Below are 19,262 nucleotides of genomic sequence, written 5' to 3'. Positions count from 1 at the left end.
CCTCAGGCGTCGACCAATTGCGCGGCGAGACTGTGCAGCCGCTGGCCGGGGTCGGCCAGCGCATCCACGACGCCGAAGTGGTCGAGCCCCGGAAGCACCTCGCAGACGGGGACCACTTTGGGGCCCCACACCTCGCGGATCAGCGTGTTGTGGCGGATGAACTCATCGCTCTCCTCGCCACCAGCGACCGTGTAGAGCCGGCCGCGCGTCGGCGCCGGCCAGAGCGCCGGACTGAGGCGCAGTGCATCGGCATCGCTCAGCCGGATCGCATCCGCGATGAAGGGCGCATGCTGCAGCGGCCGCAAGTCGTAGAGGCCGGAGATCGAGAGCGCGTTGCGAACGAGTTGCGCCGGCAGATCCGGTGCCACGGCCTTCCAGTCGCAAGCCAGCAGCATCGCAGCGAGGTGACCGCCGGCCGAATGGCCGGTCACGGTGATGCGCGAGGGATCGCCACCGTGGGACGCGACGTTGCGCCAGGTCCATTCGAGCGCGCGCACCATCTGCAGCGCGATGTCCGCGATGCCGACCGGCCGTGCGGGCGTGCCTGGGCACAGTGCGTAGTTGGGTACCACGACGCACACGCCGCGGTCGTTGAACGCCCGGGCGATGAATGAATGATCGCTCTTGTCGAGCGAGCGCCAATAGCCGCCATGGACGAACACCAGCATTGGCGCATCCGCCACCGGCGCGGGAAAGACGTCGAGCGTCTCGCCGGGCTCGTCGCCGTAGCGCACGTCCACGCTGCACGGCAGGGAGGCTCGAAGTGACGCGGAATCCGCCGCCCAGCGTTCGAGGTACGCGGGATGACCCGGTACGCGCGCCCGGTTGTTGTACATGCGGTCCAGCCAGGCGGGATCGTACGAGACCATTCTTCTTGCTCCGGAGTTGGGGAGGCGCGCATCTTGGCATGCGCCGCCAAGGCTGCACGGAGTCCCGGGTTCTGGTTAGAATTCTCCTTGCGTTGGGGGGGTAGCTCAGCTGGGAGAGCGCCGCGTTCGCAATGCGGAGGTCGGGAGTTCGATCCTCCTCCTCTCCACCAACCCGTCTCGGCCCACTACGGGCCTCTCAGCACCAAGCGCCAGCCTCCGGAGGCGTCAGCGACGCAGTCGCAGGTAGCGGAGCATAACGTTGGCCATCGTTCCGGCGCGTTGAAATACCGGCTCGAACAACGCGTTGTAGACGCCCGTGCCGATCACCGAACCGAGGCCGATCGCGACGATCGAGAACAGCGTCGCCACGAAGTTCTCCACCCCCGCAAGACGATCATTGCCGACGAGTTCGGCCATCCCGATGAGACCCAGCGATCCGGGCACCAGCAGCCACAGTGCCGGCGTGAAAGTCACCATCGAGGGCGGCCCGCCCAGCCGGTACTGCACCATGTAGGACACCGGCGTGATCAGCATGGCGGCGAAGAAGCCGCTCATGTAGCCACCGAACGCCGCATTGCCGACCAGTTGGCCCGCCTGGGCGACGCACAGGAGCGCGAGCATCCACGGCAAGGTCCGAAGGCGCGCGGAGTAGTGCAGCACGTGCCCCACACCGAAGAGCAGCACGCCAAGCCAGGGCGCCCACGCCCGCACCGCACCTTCCGGTCCTGGCGTAAGCAACTTGTCCGGCGGCAGGCCGACCAGCGATGCCGCAGCCAGCATGCCCAGAACGAGAAACACGAGTTGCAGCAAGCCGTACACGAAGCGCGTGCCGCCTGAAACGATGTCGCCATAAGCCAGCTCGACCGTCGCGACCGCGAGCGTCCCGCCGGGCAGGAAGGTCACCAGCGACGCGACGAGCACATAGATCGGACTGGCCGCAAAACCGTGCTGCGCCGCGAGCAGCGACACCAGCGCCACGACGAAGGCCGCGACGGTCGGCAGCAGCGTCGTGATGATCCCGCGGTTGCGCGCCAGCACCTTGAGCACGCCGACCACCAGCCCAAAGAACGCGGCCGCGCCCACCACGTCGGCGGCAGGGCGCAGCACCAGCGCGATCCCGACGGTGACCATCACATGCCCGAGCACGCCCCACGGCAGTCCGAGCCGGGGCTGCATCGACAAGATGGCATAGATGCGCTTCAGGCCCTCGGCCGGGTCGATAGGTTCGCGCTCCGCGTCGCGCGCCAGTTCATAGGCCGCCTCGATCTGGTCGAATCGCAGCACGAGACCCTGCTCGGCGGTGAACTCGATCTGCAGCGAATCCTCCTCCGCGAAATTGACGAACACCACTGTCGGCAGTGCGAGCGCATTGAAGTGCTCGATCTGGTAGACACGAGCCATGCGCCGCAGCGATGTCTCGACAAGCCCCGCAGGCGCGCCAGTGGCCAGCAGCAGGTGGCCGAGGCGCAGCAGGAAGCGCAGCAGATGCCGACGCTCGGCCACCGAACGCCCGCCGCCAGCGTCCGTCGGTGCCGCGGGCGGTGGATTCGCTGGCTCGGATTCGGAGTTCATGCCGAAACTGACTGCCTTCCATTACCCCGCCGGGGCTCGCGTTTCACGTGCCTTTCGTCGGCTCCGGCGCCGCCTTGATCTCCATCTCAGCGCGACCAGCGAGTGCCAGCCAGGCCGGCAGGACCGCCAGGCACAACAAGGGCAGCAACTCGATGCCCGGGATCATGACCGCGCCCATGAAAAGACTCAACCATCCATCGCGCGTGGCGACCAGCGTGAAGCCGAGCACGGCACAGGCCACGGTCAGCGCCATCGGCACCGCCGGAAAGAGTTGGTGCACCAGCAAGCCGAAGGCAACCCCCACGAAGACCAGCGGAAAGATACGCCCGCCGCGGAACCCGCAGGTCGCGGAGATCAGCACTGCGACGAGCTTGATGACGACGATGAGTGCCAGTCCCGCCGCGTCGTACTGCCCTGCCGTGGATGCCAGCGTCTTCATCTCGCCCAGCCCCTTGAACATGGTGATCGGCCCGCCGACCAGGCCCAGGATGCCGAGCAGAAACCCGCCCAGCGTCAATGCCAGCACAGGATGCCTGAGCGACAGGAAGAAGCGATGCAACAGCGGGAACACCCAGACCGCCACCATCCCGATCACGACAGCAGCCAGCGCGACGAGCATGCCAGTTCCGATGTCCACGATCGTGGGATTGAGGTAGGGCGTCACCGCGAGCGAGAAATCCATGACCTCGAAATGCGACATGGTCAGCGCACCCGATCCTGCCGCCACCAGCGGTGCAAAGAGCTGATCCCAGACGGGCTCGCTTTTTTCCTTGTCGGACGCAACCATCTCCGAGAACAGCAATGCGGCCGCGACGGGCGTGCCGAACATCGCGCCGATCGTGCCGGCCGCCGCCAGCATGACCCAGCCTTTCGCCGGCACGCGAGGCATCAGCTTGGCACCGATCGCCACGGTGAGCCCCACGATGATCGCGATGATCGGGTTCTCCGGGCCGAGGCTCACGCCACCGGCCAGCGCCAGGATGAGCGCCACCGCCAGGCCCGGCAACACGATGATGGGCGTCGGAGGGCCGAACAGCGAGACCGTCGCGGGGTCCGGCCCGGCATGTCCCGGCGCGAAGCGCACGACGAGGCCGACGGCCAGTCCGGTCAGCGTCAGCATACCCAGCGTCCACCACCATGTCGTGGCCGTCGCACCGAACGTCGGCGGCAGCACCTGCCAGAGAAAGTGCTGCAGCAGATTGGCGGCGAGCACCACGACCAGCAGGATCAGGGCGGCAGCCACGCCGACCACGATCGCCGGCACCGCCAGCGCGACCATTCTGCGCACACGAGGGTCCATCATTTCATCTCCGCCGTTCTCTCGAGGTTGCCCGACATCCCGAATCAGCCGAAGGGCCCGCTGTCGAACACCATGCTCGCAATAGCAAGCAAGCCGATGATCAGAAGCAGGAGTGCGACGAGCAGCGTCAGGGAAACAGGGAAATGGCTCTCGGCATGAACGAGCCCCTGCGCCTTCAGCGCCTGGCGCTCCTTTCGCAGCCCGACCATGAAGAAGCAGTGGTAGCCGATGCCCGATACCAGCATGGCAACGCCCAGCAGGACCAGCGCAATGCCGAAATGGCGCGCCGACTCGCTGCTCTTGAGGACTTGCGAGTCGTGGAGCTTCTGGAACACCTGATAAATGGTGAAACCGAAGCCGATCAGCGACAACGACGTGCGAATCACCGACATCAGCGTCCGGTCCGCGCTCATGCGCGTGCGCTGGAACGACATGCCGGTCCTGCGCGAAGACAGTTCAACCGACATGCGCTCCGACTCCGAACCCGTTCCCATCAGTGGCTTTTCGTCAGGCATTCAGGACTCCCAGATCGCGCAACGCATGCAGGATGATGGTCACCGCGAGAGCGACCTGGAGCACGCCGAGCACGGCCCCCAGGATCTCGAACACGATGGCCGTAGTGCCTCCCAGCATGCGACGCGCGTAAAGCATGGCAAGAAGATTCAACAGCATCACGCCGACCAGGATGGCAAAGATCGTCAACGTGCGTTCGACGTCGTGCGTGTGCGTGAGCAGCACGATGACCGAGGCGGTCCCATAGGGCGTGACCACGGTCGGAAAGGCGATCCGCATCGCCGCCGCCATCGGTGAATCCGGCAGGCGCGCAGGCGGCGTGGCGGCCGGCGCGTACTGCTCCAGTACCACGCGCATGCCCACGACGAAGAAGATGGCACCCCCTGCAAGCAGGAGCGCGGGCGGCGATATGTTCCAGCTTTGAAGAAGTGCGCGGCCCACCAGCGCGCCGGCGACCACTGCGACCAGGGCGACGAAGAATGCGCGAATCGCGACCTTCCTCACCGCCGATTCGTCCAGCTCGTGCGTGAGCCTGGCGAAAGGGCCGATGACCTTCAGCGGCCCGAGCATGACAAACATCAACGTGAAGATGCTTCCCGCTCCGAGGTAGAAGTTGGTGTCGTGCATTGTCGATGCGTTGCTCATCGCCCTCGGACCACCGCTGGCGGCGTCCAACTGCCGTCGAGCGCGGCCTGTTCCGGCCAGTAGGACCGGATGTAGAGCGAGAACTCGCTCGCTCCATCGGCAGGCGCGGGGAGCCAGTTGCTCTCCATGTCAGCGCCCGGTGACTGGCTCTGCACGTAGATCGTCAGCGAACCATCCGTGCCGTACTGCAGCGTCTTGTTCTTGGTGCCGACTGAGTAACGCGCCAAGGGATTCGGCTCGAAGAAGTGATGGCGGTTGTAGAGCGTGAGCGACCAGAACCCCTTGACCGGCGGCGTCGCGCCCTTCGGGAAGGTCACCGTGTAGCGGTTCGCGCTGTTCAGCCGCTCGCCGCCATCGTCGAGGTCCTGGTAGAAGTACTTGGTCTCGTTCTGCTTGTTGACGAAGATGTTCGACTTCGCCACCGCCGTGCGAGTGAAATAGTCACTGCCGAAGTTCGCGCCGTTCGCGATGGTCGACCAGTGGTGAGGCAACTGCCGCCCGTAGTTGCGGAACTGGAACAGGGGCTCGATCAGTTCCTTGTCCGCCGCTGCCAACGCCTGGTTGAAGACGTCCCTGACGCGCGCGTCCTTGCTCGCCGCATCCACCACCGCCAGCACCTGCGCGTAGCGCGCCGATTCACCGGCCATCGGCTTCGCATCGGCCAGCGCGCCCGGCAGCATGTCCAGGAACTTCTCCGGCGGCACCCATCTGGTCTCGGCACCGTCGCCTCCGCTGTCCGACGGGTTCTTCACCGTCGGTACCTTGCGCCAATCAGTGACCTTCATCTTTCCGTCGAAGCTCGCCACCGGATACAGGGCGATCCTGTTGATGACCGACTGGACCGCCTGCAGATCCTGCACCGTGTCTTCGCGAAACACGCGCGGCACCACCACGCCGGTGCCGCTCTGCGACACGAACACCTTGCTGATGCCCTGCGGCACGGTGCCCACCCAGTTCGGCCCGGCCAGCAGGTAGAAGCCGGGGCGCGTGCCGTACATCCGCCCCAGCTCTGCAAAACTGTCGGTGCGCGAGTCCACCACCTGATAGACCCAGAAGCGATCGCCGAAATCCGGTACCTGCACCACCACCGGCGACACGTCCAGCGCGAGGATGCTGTTGCCGTAGACCACATCCTGGTTGGGGCACGCCACCGCGCGCTCGGCAGGGTCGATGTAGTCGGTGAGCATGGTCACCGAATTGAGGGGCCCGACCGGCAGCACGCCGCCCAGCAGCATCGGATGCGGCAAGGGCGCGAAAGTGAGGCGCCGGTTGTAGACGTTGACGATCGGCCATGCCCAGAAAAAGGCGTCCCGAGCGACGAGTCGCACGTAGTCGTCGGTGAGTTTCATCTGGGTGTCGGGCCCGGGGATCACGTGCGCCATCGTCATCTCCTGGTGAAGTCGCGTTCGGCTCAGGCTGCGAACACCTTGTTCCAGTCGCGCTGCATGCTCACGACTTCGATGCCGTACTCGCCTGCTTTGTCGAGCGCCTCGACCAACGGGCTGAGACGGAACTCACGGTCATAGGCGAACTCGCGCTGCGCGTCGTCGTGATGCAACAGCAACGCCAGTCGCGCGCCGCTTCCCGACTTGACGTAACGCAGCATCGACAGGTCGCCATCGGAATTTCCGAAGGCCAGGATCGGCCGGCGACCGATGTGCAACCCGATGTTCTGCGGCTTGACGTCTCGGTCGTCGAAGGTGCCCAGTTCCGACAGCTTGAAGAGTTCGGCGCGCCCATCGCGCATCTCGAAACGTGTCTTGACACTGCTGCCGATCACCTGCTCCGGCGGAATGCCGTAGACCTCTTCCGCAAAGGCGCGCATCAAGTCGATGCCGCCGCCGGAGACGATGAAGTTCTTGAAGCCATTGGCGCGCAGGTGGTCGAGCAGTTCGATCTGGGGTTGGTAGACGCACTGCGTGAAGGGTCGCCCCAGCTTGGGGTGCCTGGCCGATGCCAGCCAGGCGCGCGCCGCGTCCATGAACTCGTCCTCGGTGAGCCCGGCATGGGTTGCGAACGCGATCTCGAACGCGCCCTGCTTGCCCAGACTCATGATGGTCTTGAGATCGTGTTCGAGGAAGGCCTTGTAGGGCTGGCGGTCCTTGAGGGTCGGATCCTTCGCCGCCAGAGCCTTGAGGCGATCGTCGGCGAAGAAGAGCTGAACCTGGATGGGCTGCTCGCACCACAAGGTGCCGTCGTTGTCGAAAGTGGCGATGCGCTCCGCGGGGCGCACGAAATCGGGCCCGCCCTCCTTCGTCACGCGGGCGACGAAGTCGAGCAGAGTCCGCTTGACCGGGCCGTCGGTCCAGGAGGCGAGAGGCGCTGCGTCCATGGCAGTCAGCAACTGGGGGCGTCGCGGCCCTCAGTTGCTGCCTCCGGCTGCGGCCTCCGACATCTTCGCGAGCGCGTCGTCGATCGTGAAGGTGTTGGGCTTCTGGATGGGTGGAAAGTCCTTGAACGTGGCCGCGAACTGGTCCGCGATGGCGTATGCGCCGTAGAGGATGTACGCGTGGTAGAGGAACCACTCGTAGTAGCTGTTGGAGGTCACGTCGGCGCGCTCGAACGGATCCGTTCGAAGGTTGAACAACTTGGGTAGACGCAGCGCGACGAAAGGCTCACCCCAGATTCGCATGGTCCCCTGGACGCGCTGCTCCATGAACACGACCTTCCAGTTGTCGTAGCGGATGCCCAGCACGTCGCCGTCGTCGCTGATGTACACGAAGAGCTTGCGCGGACTCTCCTTCTCCTTCCCCGTCAGGAAGGGAAGCAGGTTCACGCCGTCGATATGGTTCTTGTACTTGCGCCCGATCGCGTCGACGCCCTTCTTCACCTTTTCGACAACATCCGGCTCGCCGGCCATCGCGAGGAAGGTGGGTAGCCAGTCATGGTGCTGCACGATGCCGTTGGTGACGGTGCCAGCGGCAATCTTGCCGGGCCAGCGGACGACCATCGGCACGCGAAACGCGCCTTCCCAGTTGCTGTTCTTTTCGCTGCGGAACGGTGTCATGGCGCCGTCCGGCCAGCTGTTCATGTGAGGGCCGTTGTCCGTCGAGTACATCACGAAGGTGTCCTCGGTGATGCCCAGTTCGTCGAGATAGTCGAGCAGTTGGCCCACGTTCTTGTCGTGGTCGATCATCGTGTCGTGGTACGGCGACTGCCAGCGGCCGGCCTGCCCCAGGCTTTCCTTCTTCGTGTGCGTGAAAAGGTGCATGTGGGTGAAATTGAGCCACACGAAGAAGGGCTTGCCGACCTTGTGCTGCCGCCCGATGAAGTCCTTGGCAGCCGCCGCGAACTCGTCGTCGCAGGTCTCCATTCGCTTCACGCTGAGTGGCCCGGTGTCTTCGATCTTCTGCTTGCCTACGCGGCCCCAGCGCGGCTCTTCGGTCGCGTCGTCCTTGTCCGTCGCCCAGGAATGGACTACGCCGCGCGGGCCGACCTTCTTCCTGAAATCCGGGAAGTCCTTCTCCGGGTAGTAGTCGTACATCTCCGGCTCTTCCTCGGCGTTCAGGTGATACAGGTTGCCGAAGAATTCGTCGAAGCCGTGGTTGGTCGGCAGCATGCTGTTCATGTCGCCCAGATGGTTCTTGCCGAACTGGCCGGTCGCGTAGCCCTGGTTCTTGAGCAACGCCGCGATGGTCACGATGTTGCTGTTCATGCCGATGGGCGCACCCGGAATGCCGACTTTCGACAGGCCGGTGCGATACACGCTCTGCCCGGTGATGAATGAGGAACGGCCCGCGGTGCACGATTGCTCGCCGTACGAATCAGTGAACTTCATGCCCTCTTTCGCCAGCCGATCGATGTTGGGCGTCCGATAGCCCATCAATCCATCCGAATAGCAGCTGAGGTTGGTGATGCCGATGTCATCACCCCAGATCACGAGAATGTTGGGCTGCTTCGTTGCCGCTGCCGGCTTCTTCGATGCCATTACGAGCTCCTTGGTTGGTCCACAGGCATTCGCCCGGTGCTCCAGGCGGGCCTGGGCGGTCAGGGCGATCGATGGCCGCGGGCGCAACGGAATTCCGCCGCGCCGAGGCGTACCGCTAGCATGCGCACGCCGTCCGCAAAGCGCACTTGTCCCAAGGTGAAGCGGCTCTTGCACCTTGGTGCAAGGAATGGCGGGGCACTTGGCCCGCAAGTCAGGAGGGTCTTGAGAGCGTCAGGTGTCGAGCGTCAGATGCTGCCCGTGCAATGCCGCGGCGGCAGGGGATGCCAGGAAGGCGATGGTCTGCGCCGCCACGCCGGTCGACACCCACTCGGCCGGATTGGCATCCGGCATGGCCTGCCGGTTGGCAGGCGTATCGAGCACGCTGGGCGCGACGCTGTTGACGTTGATGCCGTGCGGCGCCAGTTCCGCCGCCGACGCCTCGACCAGGCGCTGCAAGGCGCTCTTCGACGCGATGTACGCCGACATGGCCGCGGCGCCGCGCGATGCGGTCTTGGCGGTGACGGCGATCACGCTGCCGGCCTTTCGCTCGATCATCGAAGGCACCAGCGCCTGCGAGACCGCCACGAAGGACCAGGCGTTCAGGGTCATCATCCGGTCCCAGGCCTCGCGGCTCAGCGCATGGACGGGCTCGCCCATCTCGAAGCCTCCGGCGATGTGGACCAGTGCGTCGACCTGCCTGAAGGCGTTCAGGATGCGCTGCGCCGCCCCGACCATCGCCGGCACCGAGGTGACGTCGGCTTCGAGCAGCAGGTGCTGGGAGTTCTCGAGCCCCGGGAACGCACTCGACAGGTGATCCATCCGATGGTCGATCAGGGCCACGCGAGCCCCTTGGTCGAGAAAATGCTGGACGACGGCTCGGCCGAGCGCGCCGGCCGCGCCTGTCACGACCACGTGACGGTGATTGGCTTCGATCATTAGGGGCTCCTTGTTGGGGCACGGATGGTAACGCCGGCGTCAAACCGGTTCGTCGCGAACGGCCTCTGGACTGGCATCATCGACATTTTCGTTTTTGCATCGGAGACTTTTCATGAAAGAAGTGGTTGTTGTCAGCGGCGTACGCACCGCCATCGGAACCTTCGGCGGAGGACTCAAGGACGTCCCTCCCACCAAGCTGGCGGCGTTGGTCACCAAGGAGGCGCTGGCACGCGCCAAGGTCGACGGCAAGGACGTCGAAAACGTCGTCTTCGGCCACGTCATCAACACCGAGCCGCGCGACATGTACATGGCGCGCGTGGCAGCCATCGAAGGCGGCTGCGCCCAGGAAACGCCGGCACTGACGGTCAACCGCCTGTGCGGATCGGGCCTTCAGGCCATCGTGAGCGCGGCGCAGAGCATCCAGCTCGGCGACGCCAAGGTCGCCGTGGGCGGCGGCGCCGAGAGCATGAGCCGCGCGCCCTTCGCCTCGCTCAGCGCGCGCTGGGGCGCCCGCATGGGCGACACCAAGATGGTCGACATGATGCTCGGCGCCCTGCACGACCCCTTCCAGACCGTCCACATGGGCATCACGGCAGAGAACGTCGCCAAGAAATGGGGCATCAGCCGCGAGACGCAGGACCAGACGGCGCTCACCAGCCACCAGCGTGCCCAGAAGGCGATCGAGAGCGGCTATTTCAAGTCGCAGATCGTTCCGGTGACGCTGGAAAGCCGCAAGGGCCCGACGCAGTTCGACACCGACGAGCATGTGCGCTTCAACGCGAAGATCGAGGACATGAGCAAGCTCAAGCCCGCCTTCCTGAAGGAAAACGGCACCGTGACCGCGGGCAACGCCTCCGGTGTCAACGACGGGGCTGCCGCCGTGGTGCTGATGGAGAAGGAAGAAGCCGCACGCCGCGGCCTCAAGCCGATGGCGCGCATCGTGTCCTACGCCTTCGCCGGCGTCGATCCGGCCTACATGGGCATCGGGCCGGTCCCGGCATCGCGCAAAGCGCTGGAGAAGGCGGGCCTGAAGGCCTCCGACATGGACGTGATCGAGGCCAACGAGGCCTTCGCCGCACAGGCCTGCGCGGTGAGCAAGGATCTGGAACTCGATCCCGCCAAGGTGAACCCCAACGGTTCGGGCATTTCACTCGGCCACCCTGTGGGCGCGACCGGAGCGCTGATCACCGTCAAGGCGCTGTACGAGCTGGAGCGCATCCAGGGGCGCTACGCCTTGGTGACCATGTGCATCGGCGGCGGACAGGGCATCGCGTGCATTTTTGAACGAGTGTGAACGACCGGCCCAAAGTTGTGGCTATAATCGTGGGATTGCCTGAAACGACATTCAAGTCGTCGCTCAGGGGCTCTTAGCTCAGTTGGTAGAGCAGCGGACTCTTAATCCGTAGGTCGAGTGTTCGAGTCACTCAGGGCCCACCACCAACACTGAAAAAGCCTGCTACCGGAAACGGCAGCAGGCTTTTTTCTTGCGCTTCGCGGGCCCGCTCACCCGTGCGCCAGCAGCATCTTCAGGAAGGTGATGCCGTTACGCTGCCCTTTGTCCTCGTCGCAGTTGTTGAAGATGATGTGCGTGTTGCGCACCTTGTAGGCAATGCGCAGGGCCTCGACGACCAGTTCGCGGATCTCCTCGTCGGGGTAGTCGTAGTCGAATCGCTCGGCGGCCGACGACGCGCCCTTGGCGTTGTAAGTCTCGGTGTTCCGGCCATGCAGCCGCACCAGCCCATAGTCCGGGTGCGTGGTTTCGACCAGCATCGGAACGCTGTTGGCAAAGCCCTGCGGTCCGTCCACGATGGTGTGCACGACCTTCATCTCGCGGAGGAAATCGAGGGTTCGCGCGCGGTGGGCTTCGTCGAGCCACGACTGGTGCCGGAACTCGACGCTGACGGTGTGGCCCTCCATCATCTCGATGCAATGCTCGACGTGCGCATGGCCCTCCGGGTTGCACATCAGCCAGGGCGGAAACTGGAAGTGGACCAGCCCCAGCTTGCCGGCGATCCTGAGCGGCGCCAGCGCATCGACGAAACGCCGCCACAGCTCTGCCCGGATCTCTGGCGCGGTGCTGCGGTAGTAGAGCGTCTTGGTCGTGCCCAGGGCTTCCTTGATGTCCTTGTGCATCACTTTCGGGTCCGTCTGGTGGCCAGTGAAGAGCCGGAAGGCCTTGACGTTGAAGGTGAAGGTCTCGGGCGTGCGCTCGACCCAGTTCTGCGCGGTGACCGGGTCCGGGATCGCGTAGTAGCTCGAATCGACCTCGACCAGCGGAAAGATCGACGCGTAGTAGCGCAGCCGCGCCTCGGGCGTCTTCGCCTCCTTCGGGTAGAAGCGCCCGCAGTCGATCAGCGTCTTGTCAGTCCAGGAGGCGGTGCCGACGAGGATGGCCATCGGCGCATGCTAATGGCGCCATCGGGCCAATGCGATTTGTTACGTGCCCAGGTACGCCCGCATCGCGGTCCGCGCCTGCCGCGCGACAACGCAGTTCGGTGGCTGGACAAGCCACCGGGGATTGCTGCACGCTGCGCCTTTCATTCCTGAAAAGCAGAAAGGCGGTCATTCCATGGACTTGAATCTCAAAGGCAAGCTCGCGCTGGTCTCCGGCAGCACCGCGGGCATCGGCCATGCCATCGCGGCCGCGCTCGCAGCCGAAGGCGCACGGGTGATCGTGAACGGACGCTCCCAGTCTTCCGTCGATGACGCAGTGGCTCGCATTCGCGCGGGAGAAGGCGGTGAAGTGCTGGGCTTCGCCGGCGACCTGGCCACGCCCGCCGCAGCCGACGCGCTGGCGGCCCGGTTCCCGAACATCGAGATCCTCGTCAACAACCTCGGCATCTTCGAACCCAAGCCCTTCGAGGACATCCCTGACGAGGACTGGACACGTTTCTTCGACGTCAACGTCCTGAGCGGCGTCCGGCTGGCACGCCTGTGCCTGCCGGCGATGAAGCGCGCGAACTGGGGCCGCATCATCTTCATATCGAGCGAAAGCGCGCTGCAGATTCCAGCCGAGATGATCCACTACGGCATGACGAAGACCGCGCAGATCGCCGTGGCGCGGGGGCTGGCCGAATCGCTCGCAGGCACCGGGATCACCGTCAACAGCGTGCTGCCCGGACCGACGAAATCCCGCGGAGTCGGTGAATTCGTCGAGACCCTCGCCAAGGCCGACGGCAAGTCCTTCGAGGCCTTCGAGAAAGAGTTCTTCGAGAAGGTGCGGCCGACCTCGCTCATCAAGCGCTTCGAATCGCCCGAGGAAATTGCCAGCCTGGTCGCCTACGTGGCAAGCCCGCTGTCTTCGGGAACGACCGGTGCGGCGCTGCGTGTCGATGGGGGCTGCACGAAGAGCGCTTTCTGAGCCTCAGGCACAAGCACGCGGCGCGCAGGCGCGAGGTCACATTGGCGTTTCTGGGCGCTTTCGCTTGAACGGCACATCAGGGACTAACTGTCGATTGCCCCAAAGGACTATTGCGGCGCGAGGCATCCGGAGCGGAGACTCCGCCTTTCGCCGCCGAAACGGCCCGGCGCATCGCGCGCACAACCCGAGGAGCAACCGTGTTCAAGTCCCTCTTTGGATGGCTCGCAGCCGCCCTGATTGCCAGCGCGGCCCAGGCCCAGGTGCCGCCGTTCCCTCCGAGCTTCAAGACCCAGGAGATGGCCGTCAACGGTACCAAGGTGCATGTCCGCGTCGGCGGCAAGGGGCCGGCAGTGACCCTCATTCACGGCTACGGCGAGACGGGCGACATGTGGGCGCCGATGGCGGCCGACCTCATGAAGGAGCACACCGTCGTCGTGCCCGACCTTCGGGGCATGGGCCTCTCGGCGCATCCTCCTGGCGGCTTTGACAAGAAGAACCAGGCCGTCGACATCGCGCAGGTGCTCGACACCCTCAAGATCGACAAGACCGACCTCGTCACGCACGACATCGGCAACATGGTCGGATTCGCGTTCGCCGCGCAGTACCGCGACCGGGTCGGGCGTTTCGTGCTGATCGATGCGCCGGTGCCCGGCGTCGGCCCGTGGGAGGAGATCCTCAAGAACCCGCTGCTCTGGCACTTCCGCTTCGGCGGCCCCGACATGGAGCGCCTGGTCGCCGGCCGCGAACGCATTTACCTGGATCGATTCTGGAACGAGTTCTCGGCCGATCCGAAGAACTTCGACGAGGCCTCGCGCCGGCACTACGCCAAGCTCTACGCCAGGCCCGGCGCCATGCATTCGGGCTTCGCTCAATTCGCGGCCTTCGATCAGGACGCGGTCGACAACAAGGCCTTCCTGGCGGACAAGGGAAAGCTCACCGTGCCGGTAATGGCAATCGGCGGCGAAAAGTCCTTCGGGCCGACCATGGCGGTCGTCATGCGTTCCGCCGCCGACAACGTCACGGAGGGCGTGATCCCCGGCTCGGGCCACTGGATCATGGAAGAGAACCCGCAGGCGACCGTGAAGATGGTGCGCGGGTTCCTCAGCGGAGCGAACTGACCGCGCGGTGCGGCGTCCGGTGTCGCCAACGACGCCGAAGGCCGCACCCCGGCAGGCGCTTATTGCGAGAGCTGCTTGACCATGCGGTACATGAACTCGCGGCCGTCGTAGAGCCGCGGGATCGCGACGCGCTCGTCCAGACCGTGAGCGCGTGCGTCGCTGGGCTCCGAGAAGATGCCGGAGACGCCGTACATCGGAATGCCGATGTTGCGCATGAAGCGACTGTCGGTGGCGCCCGTGCTCATCGTCGGGACGACGGGGATGCCCGGCCACATCTGCTGCGTGAGGGAATCGACAACGCCCAGCACGTCGGCGCGCAGCGGCGACGGCGGGCTCTTCAGCGGCGGATTGCTCGCTTCCATCTTGATGCGGCTGCTGCCCAGCACCTTGCGCAGTGCGGCATCGACTTCGGCAGGATCGTCGTGCGGCAGGATGCGGCAGTTGACTGTAGCCTTGGCCGACTGAGGCAGTGCGTTCTCCGCATGGCCGGCCGTGATCTGCGTTGCGACGCAAGTGGTGCGCAGCGTGGCGTTGTAGAGCGCCGAGCGCGACAGGCGATCGATCGCGGCGTCATCCGGCTTTCCCGACGCGACGGCGCGCATGTCCTCTGACATCTGGCCGGTTTCGAACTGGGCGCTTTTCTCGAAATAGCTGCGCGTGACGTCGGCCAGCTTCACGGGGAAGCGGAAAGCGCCCAGCCGGTCCAATGCCGCGCTGAGTTCGTAGATGGGGTTGGCGGGCGTCGGCAACGAGCTGTGGCCGCCGACATCGCGCACTTCGAGCTTGTAAGTCGTGTACATCTTCTCGGCCACCTGCACCCTGTGCAACACCGGCTTGCCGTTGTTGAGCTGGCCGCCACCGCCTTCGTTGATGCCGAACTCCGCATCGAGCAGCGCACGCTGGTTGTTCACCAGCCAGAATGCGCCGTTGGTAGGCACGTCGCCGAGTTCCTCGTCCGCCGTGAGTGCGAGCACGATATCGCGGGTGGGCTTGAAGGCCTCGCGCTTGAGCTGGCTGAAGATCGACACGAACGAAGCCGCCATGGCCTTGTCGTCCGACGCGCCGCGCGCCGTGAAGTAGCCGTCGTCCTCCTTGAGCTTGAACGGATCGGTCTTCCAGTCCGCGCGGCGCGCCTCGACCACGTCGATGTGGGCCAGCAGCAGCAGCGGCTTCTTTCCGCCCGTACCCTTGAAGCGAACGACCAGATTGCCCTTGTTGGGGTAGGGCTCGAAAAGTTGAATTTCGTCCGCCTTGAAGCCGGCATCGAGCAGGTGCTTGCGCATGGCCTGCGCCGCTTCGGTGTTGTTGCCCGTCAGATGCGTCGTGTTGATCTCGACGAGTTCCTTGTAGATGTCGTGGAAGCGTTGTTGCTCGGGCGTCAGCGGCGGCATCTGCGTGGGCGTTTGGGCACCAGCCCAGGAAGTGACACACAGCAGGGCTGCCGCGGCGCAATGTCGTAGCTTGATATTCATTAAGTATTAGTCTTCAGATTGAACGCGATGCAGGCCTCGCCATAGATGCGGCGCAGGCCCGATTCAGTATATGAGGCAGCTTGCGACGAACGCTGTCCCAGAAACGACGCTCCCCGGTGTTCGGCGCAAACACAATCGCGACCTCCTTCGCGGCCTCGCCGATCTCCGCCCTTCTGCGCGAATGGCTGAAGCCCCAGGCATTGCCCACGTTGTGTGGCCGTCCAGCCGGTTCAGCGGTGTTTCAGGAGCCGCGGCCCGTTGTGCCGGCTTGCCCGTGTGACGCGAGGGGCTTTGGCGGGACAATCCGGGTCTCGTCCCCACTGTTCGGCGCGTGCGCGCCCTCTTGCGTGAATCTGCATTTCGACCTTTTCGACCTGAAGCTCTTTGCCTACGTGGCTGACGCCAGGAGCCTGACGCGCGGCGCGGACAAGGCTTGCATCTCGCTGGCCGCCGCATCGACACGCATCAAGCAGATGGAGGAAGCCATCGGCGGCAAGCTGCTGCACCGCAATGCCCAGGGCGTGACGCTCACCGCGGCGGGCGAGGCCCTGCTCTACCACGCCAAGCGCGTGATGCAGCAGATGGAGCACCTGCGCATCGACATGCAGGACTTCGGCAAGGGCATCAAGGGGCACGTGCGCGTGTTCGCCAACACGACGTCCATCACCGAATACCTGCCAGAGAAGTTGGCCGGCTTCCTCACGCGGCATCCGGCGGTGCAGGTGGACCTGCGCGAATACCTCAGCGAGGAGATCGTGCGGTCGGTGGCCGATGGCGGCGCGGACATCGGCATCCTCGCCGGCGACGTGCACACCGGCGACTTCGATGCCCGCCCCTTCGGCCGCAATCAGCTGGTGCTGGTCGTCCCCGCGACGCATCGCTTCGCGGGCGCGGAGTCGATCGCCTTCGTCGACACACTCGAAGAGCAGCATGTGGGCCTGCACCATGGCAGCGCCATTCATCGCTTCCTGCAGCGCAAGGCGGAACTGGCAGGCCGGGGCTACAGCCCGCGCATCCAGGTCGGCAGCTTCGAGGCGATCTGTCTCATGATCGAAGCGGGGGTCGGCGTTGGCGTGCTGCCCGCCTCTTCCGCGCGACGCCTGTCGCGCGCCTTGCGCATCACCACCGTGGCGCTGGCCGATGCATGGGCCGAGCGCGAACTCAAGATCGTCGCGCGCGATCGCGAGCAGTTGCCGGCTTCGGCACGCGAGCTGTTCGACTATCTGGCCAGTTGAATCAGCCCCAGGCCTTCAGGGAGTCTGGGGACGCCCAGTCATCGCGGCACGCAGCACTGCTTGCGCCTTGAGCACCACGGGCCGATCGACCATCTTGCCGTCGACCGTGACCGGCGCACCGCCGCTGGCCGCATCGGCGTCGATCACGCGCCTCGCCCAGTCGACCTGTGCCAGTGTCGGCGAGAAGCCCCGGTTGACGACCGCGACCTGCTTCGGATGAATGCACAGCTTGCCGCCGAAGCCCATGCGCCTCGCGTGCAGGGCATCCGCTTCAATGCGCGCCGGATCGTCGATGGCGGTGCTCACGCCGTCGACAGGTGACTGCAAGCCCGCGAGACGCGAGGCCAGCACGATCCGCGAACGGAAGAACAGCAACTCCTGGCCATCGCCTTCGATGTCGAGGTCGGCCTGGAAGTCGATGGTGCCGAACACCAGGCGCTGCACGCCGGGCGCCGACGCGATTTCGTCCAGCCGCGCGATCCCGCGCGCGGTTTCGACGAGGGGCCACAACGCCACCGCGGGCAGCACCGTGGCGATGGCGCGCAACACGGCGGCGTCCTCGGCCTTCGGCAGCATCAGTGCCTCGACGCCCGCGCCGGCGCACAACGACCGGTCGGCTGCATGCCAGGGCGTGTCCGCGGCGTTGATGCGAACCGCGACCAGGGCATGAGGTTCCGTGCCGACCCGCCGTGCGGCAAGCCACTGGCCCACCTGCGCGCGTGCGTCCTCCTTGCGGTCGGGCGGCACGGCATCTTCGAGATCGAGCACGACGGCGTCAGCACCGCTCTGGCAGGCCTTGTCGAACCGCGCGGCCTGGTGACCGGGCACGAACAGCAGGCTGCGCGCAACAGCCTTGCCGGAAGAAGGAGCGAGTGACATCGGCCCTGCCCTTCAGCCCAGCAACCGCCCGACGCGGGCCTCGCCAGCGAGGGCCCAGACGCGTTCGCACAGGGCCTGCGCCTCCTGCGGCGTGGCGGCCTCGCCGTACTGGGTCAGCCGCTTCATCTTGTCCTCGATCTCCGCGCGGCTCAGCGTGTTGCCGGGGTCGCCCTTGGGCTCGTCCACTCGACCCGATAGCGTGCGGCCGTCGGACGTGGTCACGCTGACCTTGCCGATCCAGCGCGCGGGATACGCGGTGTCGACTTCGCGGTCGAGTTCCATCATGACCTTGTCGCGGAAGGCGGCGACTTCGGGCGCGACAAAGTCGCGGTCGAACTCGGTGAGGCCCGCGCGACCGTGTACCGCAATCAGGCCCAGCACCGTGCCCATCGAGAACTTGCCCTGATGCACCGTCGCCGGCACCACCACGCGGCCCAGCACATCGATGGCTCCCTGGTGCACGTGAGTGACGACACGCTCGATGTCGCCGGCCTTCAGGCCGTTCTGCGTCATGACCTCGAGCAGCGCATCGGCCGCAGGATGCGTATGGCGGCACGACGCGTGGTACTTGAACGAAGTCTCCGCCAATGCCCAGCGCGTGCCCAGCCCATCCGTGAGGCGCGCCGGATCCGCATCGGTCGACATGCCCACGCCCAGGCCCTGTGCGCCTTCGAGCACCCGCGCGGCACCGGTGAAGCCGTCCTGCGCGAGGTAGGCCGACATCAGGCCACTGGCCGCCGCATGGGCGCAGTGCAGTTGCTTCGAATCGGCGGCGTCGCGCAGGAACTCCCACACGCCCGCGGACTGCGTACCGGCCGAGCCGAAGGCATGCAGCATCTGCGCCGGAGACAGGTCGAGCAGACGACCGACCGCCGCAGCAGCGGCCAAGGTGCCGGCCGTCGCCGTGGTGTGGAAGGTCCGGTAGTGCGAGCGCCCCAGGAACTCGCCGACGCGGATGCCGACCTCGTAGCCGGCGACGACCGCCGTCAACAATTGCGCTCCGCTTGCGCCCACGGCCTGCGCCGTCGCCAGGGCCGGCGCGAAGACCACCGCCGCCGGATGGAACACCGAGCCGTTGTGCACGTCGTCCTGCTCCACGTAGTGCGACGCGGCCGCATTCACGAGCGCTGCGAAGACGGGCGATGTCGTGCGGCGCGAGATCAGCACTTCGCTCGGCCCGTCGGCAGGACCCATCATTTCCGCGAATCGCTGGATGCTTCGCACCGGCCGCGCCGAGCGCGCGGCGAGCACGGAGCCCAGCCAGTCGAGCATCAGGTCTTCGGTGCGGCGGATCACCGCATCGGGAACTTGCTCGAACGAGAGTTCAGCTGCAAAGGTGGCCAGGGCCTGACTGGGATGCTTGTTCATGGCAACGGTCGATCAAGAAGTGAAAAAAGGATCGGGAGTGCAGGACCCACACGAGGAAGTCGAGGG

At 65.5% G+C, this 19,262-nt stretch carries 17 protein-coding genes and 2 tRNA genes; 6 read left to right on the top strand and 13 right to left on the bottom strand.

The annotated features are described in order from the left end of the window. Nucleotides 1-2 precede the first annotated feature (2 nt). Entirely contained in the window at nucleotides 3-869 is an 867-nt protein-coding gene (locus tag QTI24_RS08160) for an alpha/beta hydrolase (RefSeq protein WP_286599633.1), read from the bottom strand. A 94-nt stretch (nucleotides 870-963) separates the two neighbouring features. Between QTI24_RS08160 and QTI24_RS08155 the strand changes: the two genes are divergently transcribed. Beyond that, nucleotides 964-1,039, top strand: a tRNA-Ala gene (locus tag QTI24_RS08155). 55 nt (nucleotides 1,040-1,094) lie between these two features. Here the strand turns inward: QTI24_RS08155 and QTI24_RS08150 are convergent. The 8 genes from QTI24_RS08150 to QTI24_RS08115 form a co-directional block, all read right to left on the bottom strand. Continuing rightward, nucleotides 1,095-2,441 carry a threonine/serine exporter family protein gene (locus tag QTI24_RS08150; RefSeq protein WP_286599632.1) on the bottom strand — a complete coding sequence of 449 codons (1,347 nt, stop codon included), beginning with the start codon at nucleotides 2,439-2,441 and terminating at the stop codon, nucleotides 1,095-1,097. Nucleotides 2,442-2,484: 43 nt separating this feature from the next. Continuing rightward, on the bottom strand, nucleotides 2,485-3,744 hold the full coding sequence (locus tag QTI24_RS08145; RefSeq protein ID WP_286599631.1) for an ion channel protein: 1,260 nt from the start codon (nucleotides 3,742-3,744) through the stop codon (nucleotides 2,485-2,487). 41 nt (nucleotides 3,745-3,785) lie between these two features. After that, a complete protein-coding gene (locus tag QTI24_RS08140; RefSeq protein ID WP_286599629.1) occupies nucleotides 3,786-4,256 on the bottom strand; it encodes a YidH family protein in 471 nt (156 codons plus the stop codon). Beyond that, the gene (locus QTI24_RS08135) at nucleotides 4,249-4,899 is read right to left on the bottom strand and encodes a MarC family protein (protein WP_286599627.1); all 651 of its coding nucleotides are present in this window, start codon (nucleotides 4,897-4,899) and stop codon (nucleotides 4,249-4,251) included. Before QTI24_RS08135 ends, QTI24_RS08140 begins: the two co-directional genes overlap by 8 nt. Continuing rightward, entirely contained in the window at nucleotides 4,896-6,281 is a 1,386-nt protein-coding gene (locus tag QTI24_RS08130; protein WP_286599626.1) for a DUF1214 domain-containing protein, read from the bottom strand. Before QTI24_RS08130 ends, QTI24_RS08135 begins: the two co-directional genes overlap by 4 nt. Before the next feature lie 29 nt (nucleotides 6,282-6,310). Next, nucleotides 6,311-7,231, bottom strand: coding sequence for an HAD family hydrolase (locus QTI24_RS08125; RefSeq protein ID WP_286599625.1), 921 nt, complete (start codon nucleotides 7,229-7,231; stop codon nucleotides 6,311-6,313). A gap of 30 nt (nucleotides 7,232-7,261) precedes the next feature. After that, complete coding sequence (locus QTI24_RS08120; protein WP_286599624.1) at nucleotides 7,262-8,827, bottom strand: arylsulfatase; 1,566 nt, start codon at nucleotides 8,825-8,827, stop codon at nucleotides 7,262-7,264. Between the two features lie 231 nt (nucleotides 8,828-9,058). Beyond that, nucleotides 9,059-9,763 carry an SDR family NAD(P)-dependent oxidoreductase gene (locus QTI24_RS08115; RefSeq protein WP_286599623.1) on the bottom strand — a complete coding sequence of 235 codons (705 nt, stop codon included), beginning with the start codon at nucleotides 9,761-9,763 and terminating at the stop codon, nucleotides 9,059-9,061. A 112-nt stretch (nucleotides 9,764-9,875) separates the two neighbouring features. On the opposite strand from QTI24_RS08115, the gene bktB reads away from it, so the two are divergent. Next, a complete protein-coding gene (gene bktB, locus QTI24_RS08110) occupies nucleotides 9,876-11,057 on the top strand; it encodes a beta-ketothiolase BktB (protein ID WP_286599622.1) in 1,182 nt (393 codons plus the stop codon). A 67-nt stretch (nucleotides 11,058-11,124) separates the two neighbouring features. Beyond that, nucleotides 11,125-11,200 (top strand) — tRNA-Lys (locus QTI24_RS08105). A 66-nt stretch (nucleotides 11,201-11,266) separates the two neighbouring features. Here the strand turns inward: QTI24_RS08105 and QTI24_RS08100 are convergent. Beyond that, nucleotides 11,267-12,160: a DUF72 domain-containing protein gene (locus QTI24_RS08100; protein WP_286599621.1), complete on the bottom strand. Its 894-nt coding sequence runs from the start codon at nucleotides 12,158-12,160 to the stop codon at nucleotides 11,267-11,269. 172 nt (nucleotides 12,161-12,332) lie between these two features. Here QTI24_RS08100 and QTI24_RS08095 point away from each other — a divergent pair, with 172 nt between their 5' ends. Continuing rightward, complete coding sequence (locus tag QTI24_RS08095) at nucleotides 12,333-13,124, top strand: SDR family NAD(P)-dependent oxidoreductase (protein ID WP_286599620.1); 792 nt, start codon at nucleotides 12,333-12,335, stop codon at nucleotides 13,122-13,124. Nucleotides 13,125-13,321: 197 nt separating this feature from the next. Beyond that, nucleotides 13,322-14,242 carry an alpha/beta fold hydrolase gene (locus tag QTI24_RS08090; protein WP_286599619.1) on the top strand — a complete coding sequence of 307 codons (921 nt, stop codon included), beginning with the start codon at nucleotides 13,322-13,324 and terminating at the stop codon, nucleotides 14,240-14,242. 59 nt (nucleotides 14,243-14,301) lie between these two features. On the opposite strand, the gene QTI24_RS08085 is transcribed toward QTI24_RS08090, so the two are convergent. Next, a complete protein-coding gene (locus QTI24_RS08085) occupies nucleotides 14,302-15,714 on the bottom strand; it encodes a M20/M25/M40 family metallo-hydrolase (RefSeq protein ID WP_286599618.1) in 1,413 nt (470 codons plus the stop codon). 347 nt (nucleotides 15,715-16,061) lie between these two features. On the opposite strand from QTI24_RS08085, the gene QTI24_RS08080 reads away from it, so the two are divergent. Beyond that, entirely contained in the window at nucleotides 16,062-16,949 is an 888-nt protein-coding gene (locus QTI24_RS08080; RefSeq protein ID WP_286599616.1) for a LysR family transcriptional regulator, read from the top strand. A gap of 15 nt (nucleotides 16,950-16,964) precedes the next feature. Here the strand turns inward: QTI24_RS08080 and QTI24_RS08075 are convergent, their stop codons facing one another. Then, on the bottom strand, nucleotides 16,965-17,828 hold the full coding sequence (locus QTI24_RS08075; protein WP_286599615.1) for an HpcH/HpaI aldolase/citrate lyase family protein: 864 nt from the start codon (nucleotides 17,826-17,828) through the stop codon (nucleotides 16,965-16,967). A gap of 12 nt (nucleotides 17,829-17,840) precedes the next feature. Then, nucleotides 17,841-19,196 (bottom strand): MmgE/PrpD family protein, encoded by a 1,356-nt coding sequence (locus tag QTI24_RS08070; RefSeq protein WP_286599613.1) that lies wholly within the window; start codon nucleotides 19,194-19,196, stop codon nucleotides 17,841-17,843. Nucleotides 19,197-19,262: the final 66 nt, after the last annotated feature.

Source organism: Variovorax sp. J22P240, assembly GCF_030316855.1.
In the GTDB taxonomy this organism is placed as follows: Bacteria; Pseudomonadota; Gammaproteobacteria; order Burkholderiales; family Burkholderiaceae_C; genus Variovorax.
This window is presented reverse-complemented; position numbering and strand designations above follow the sequence as displayed.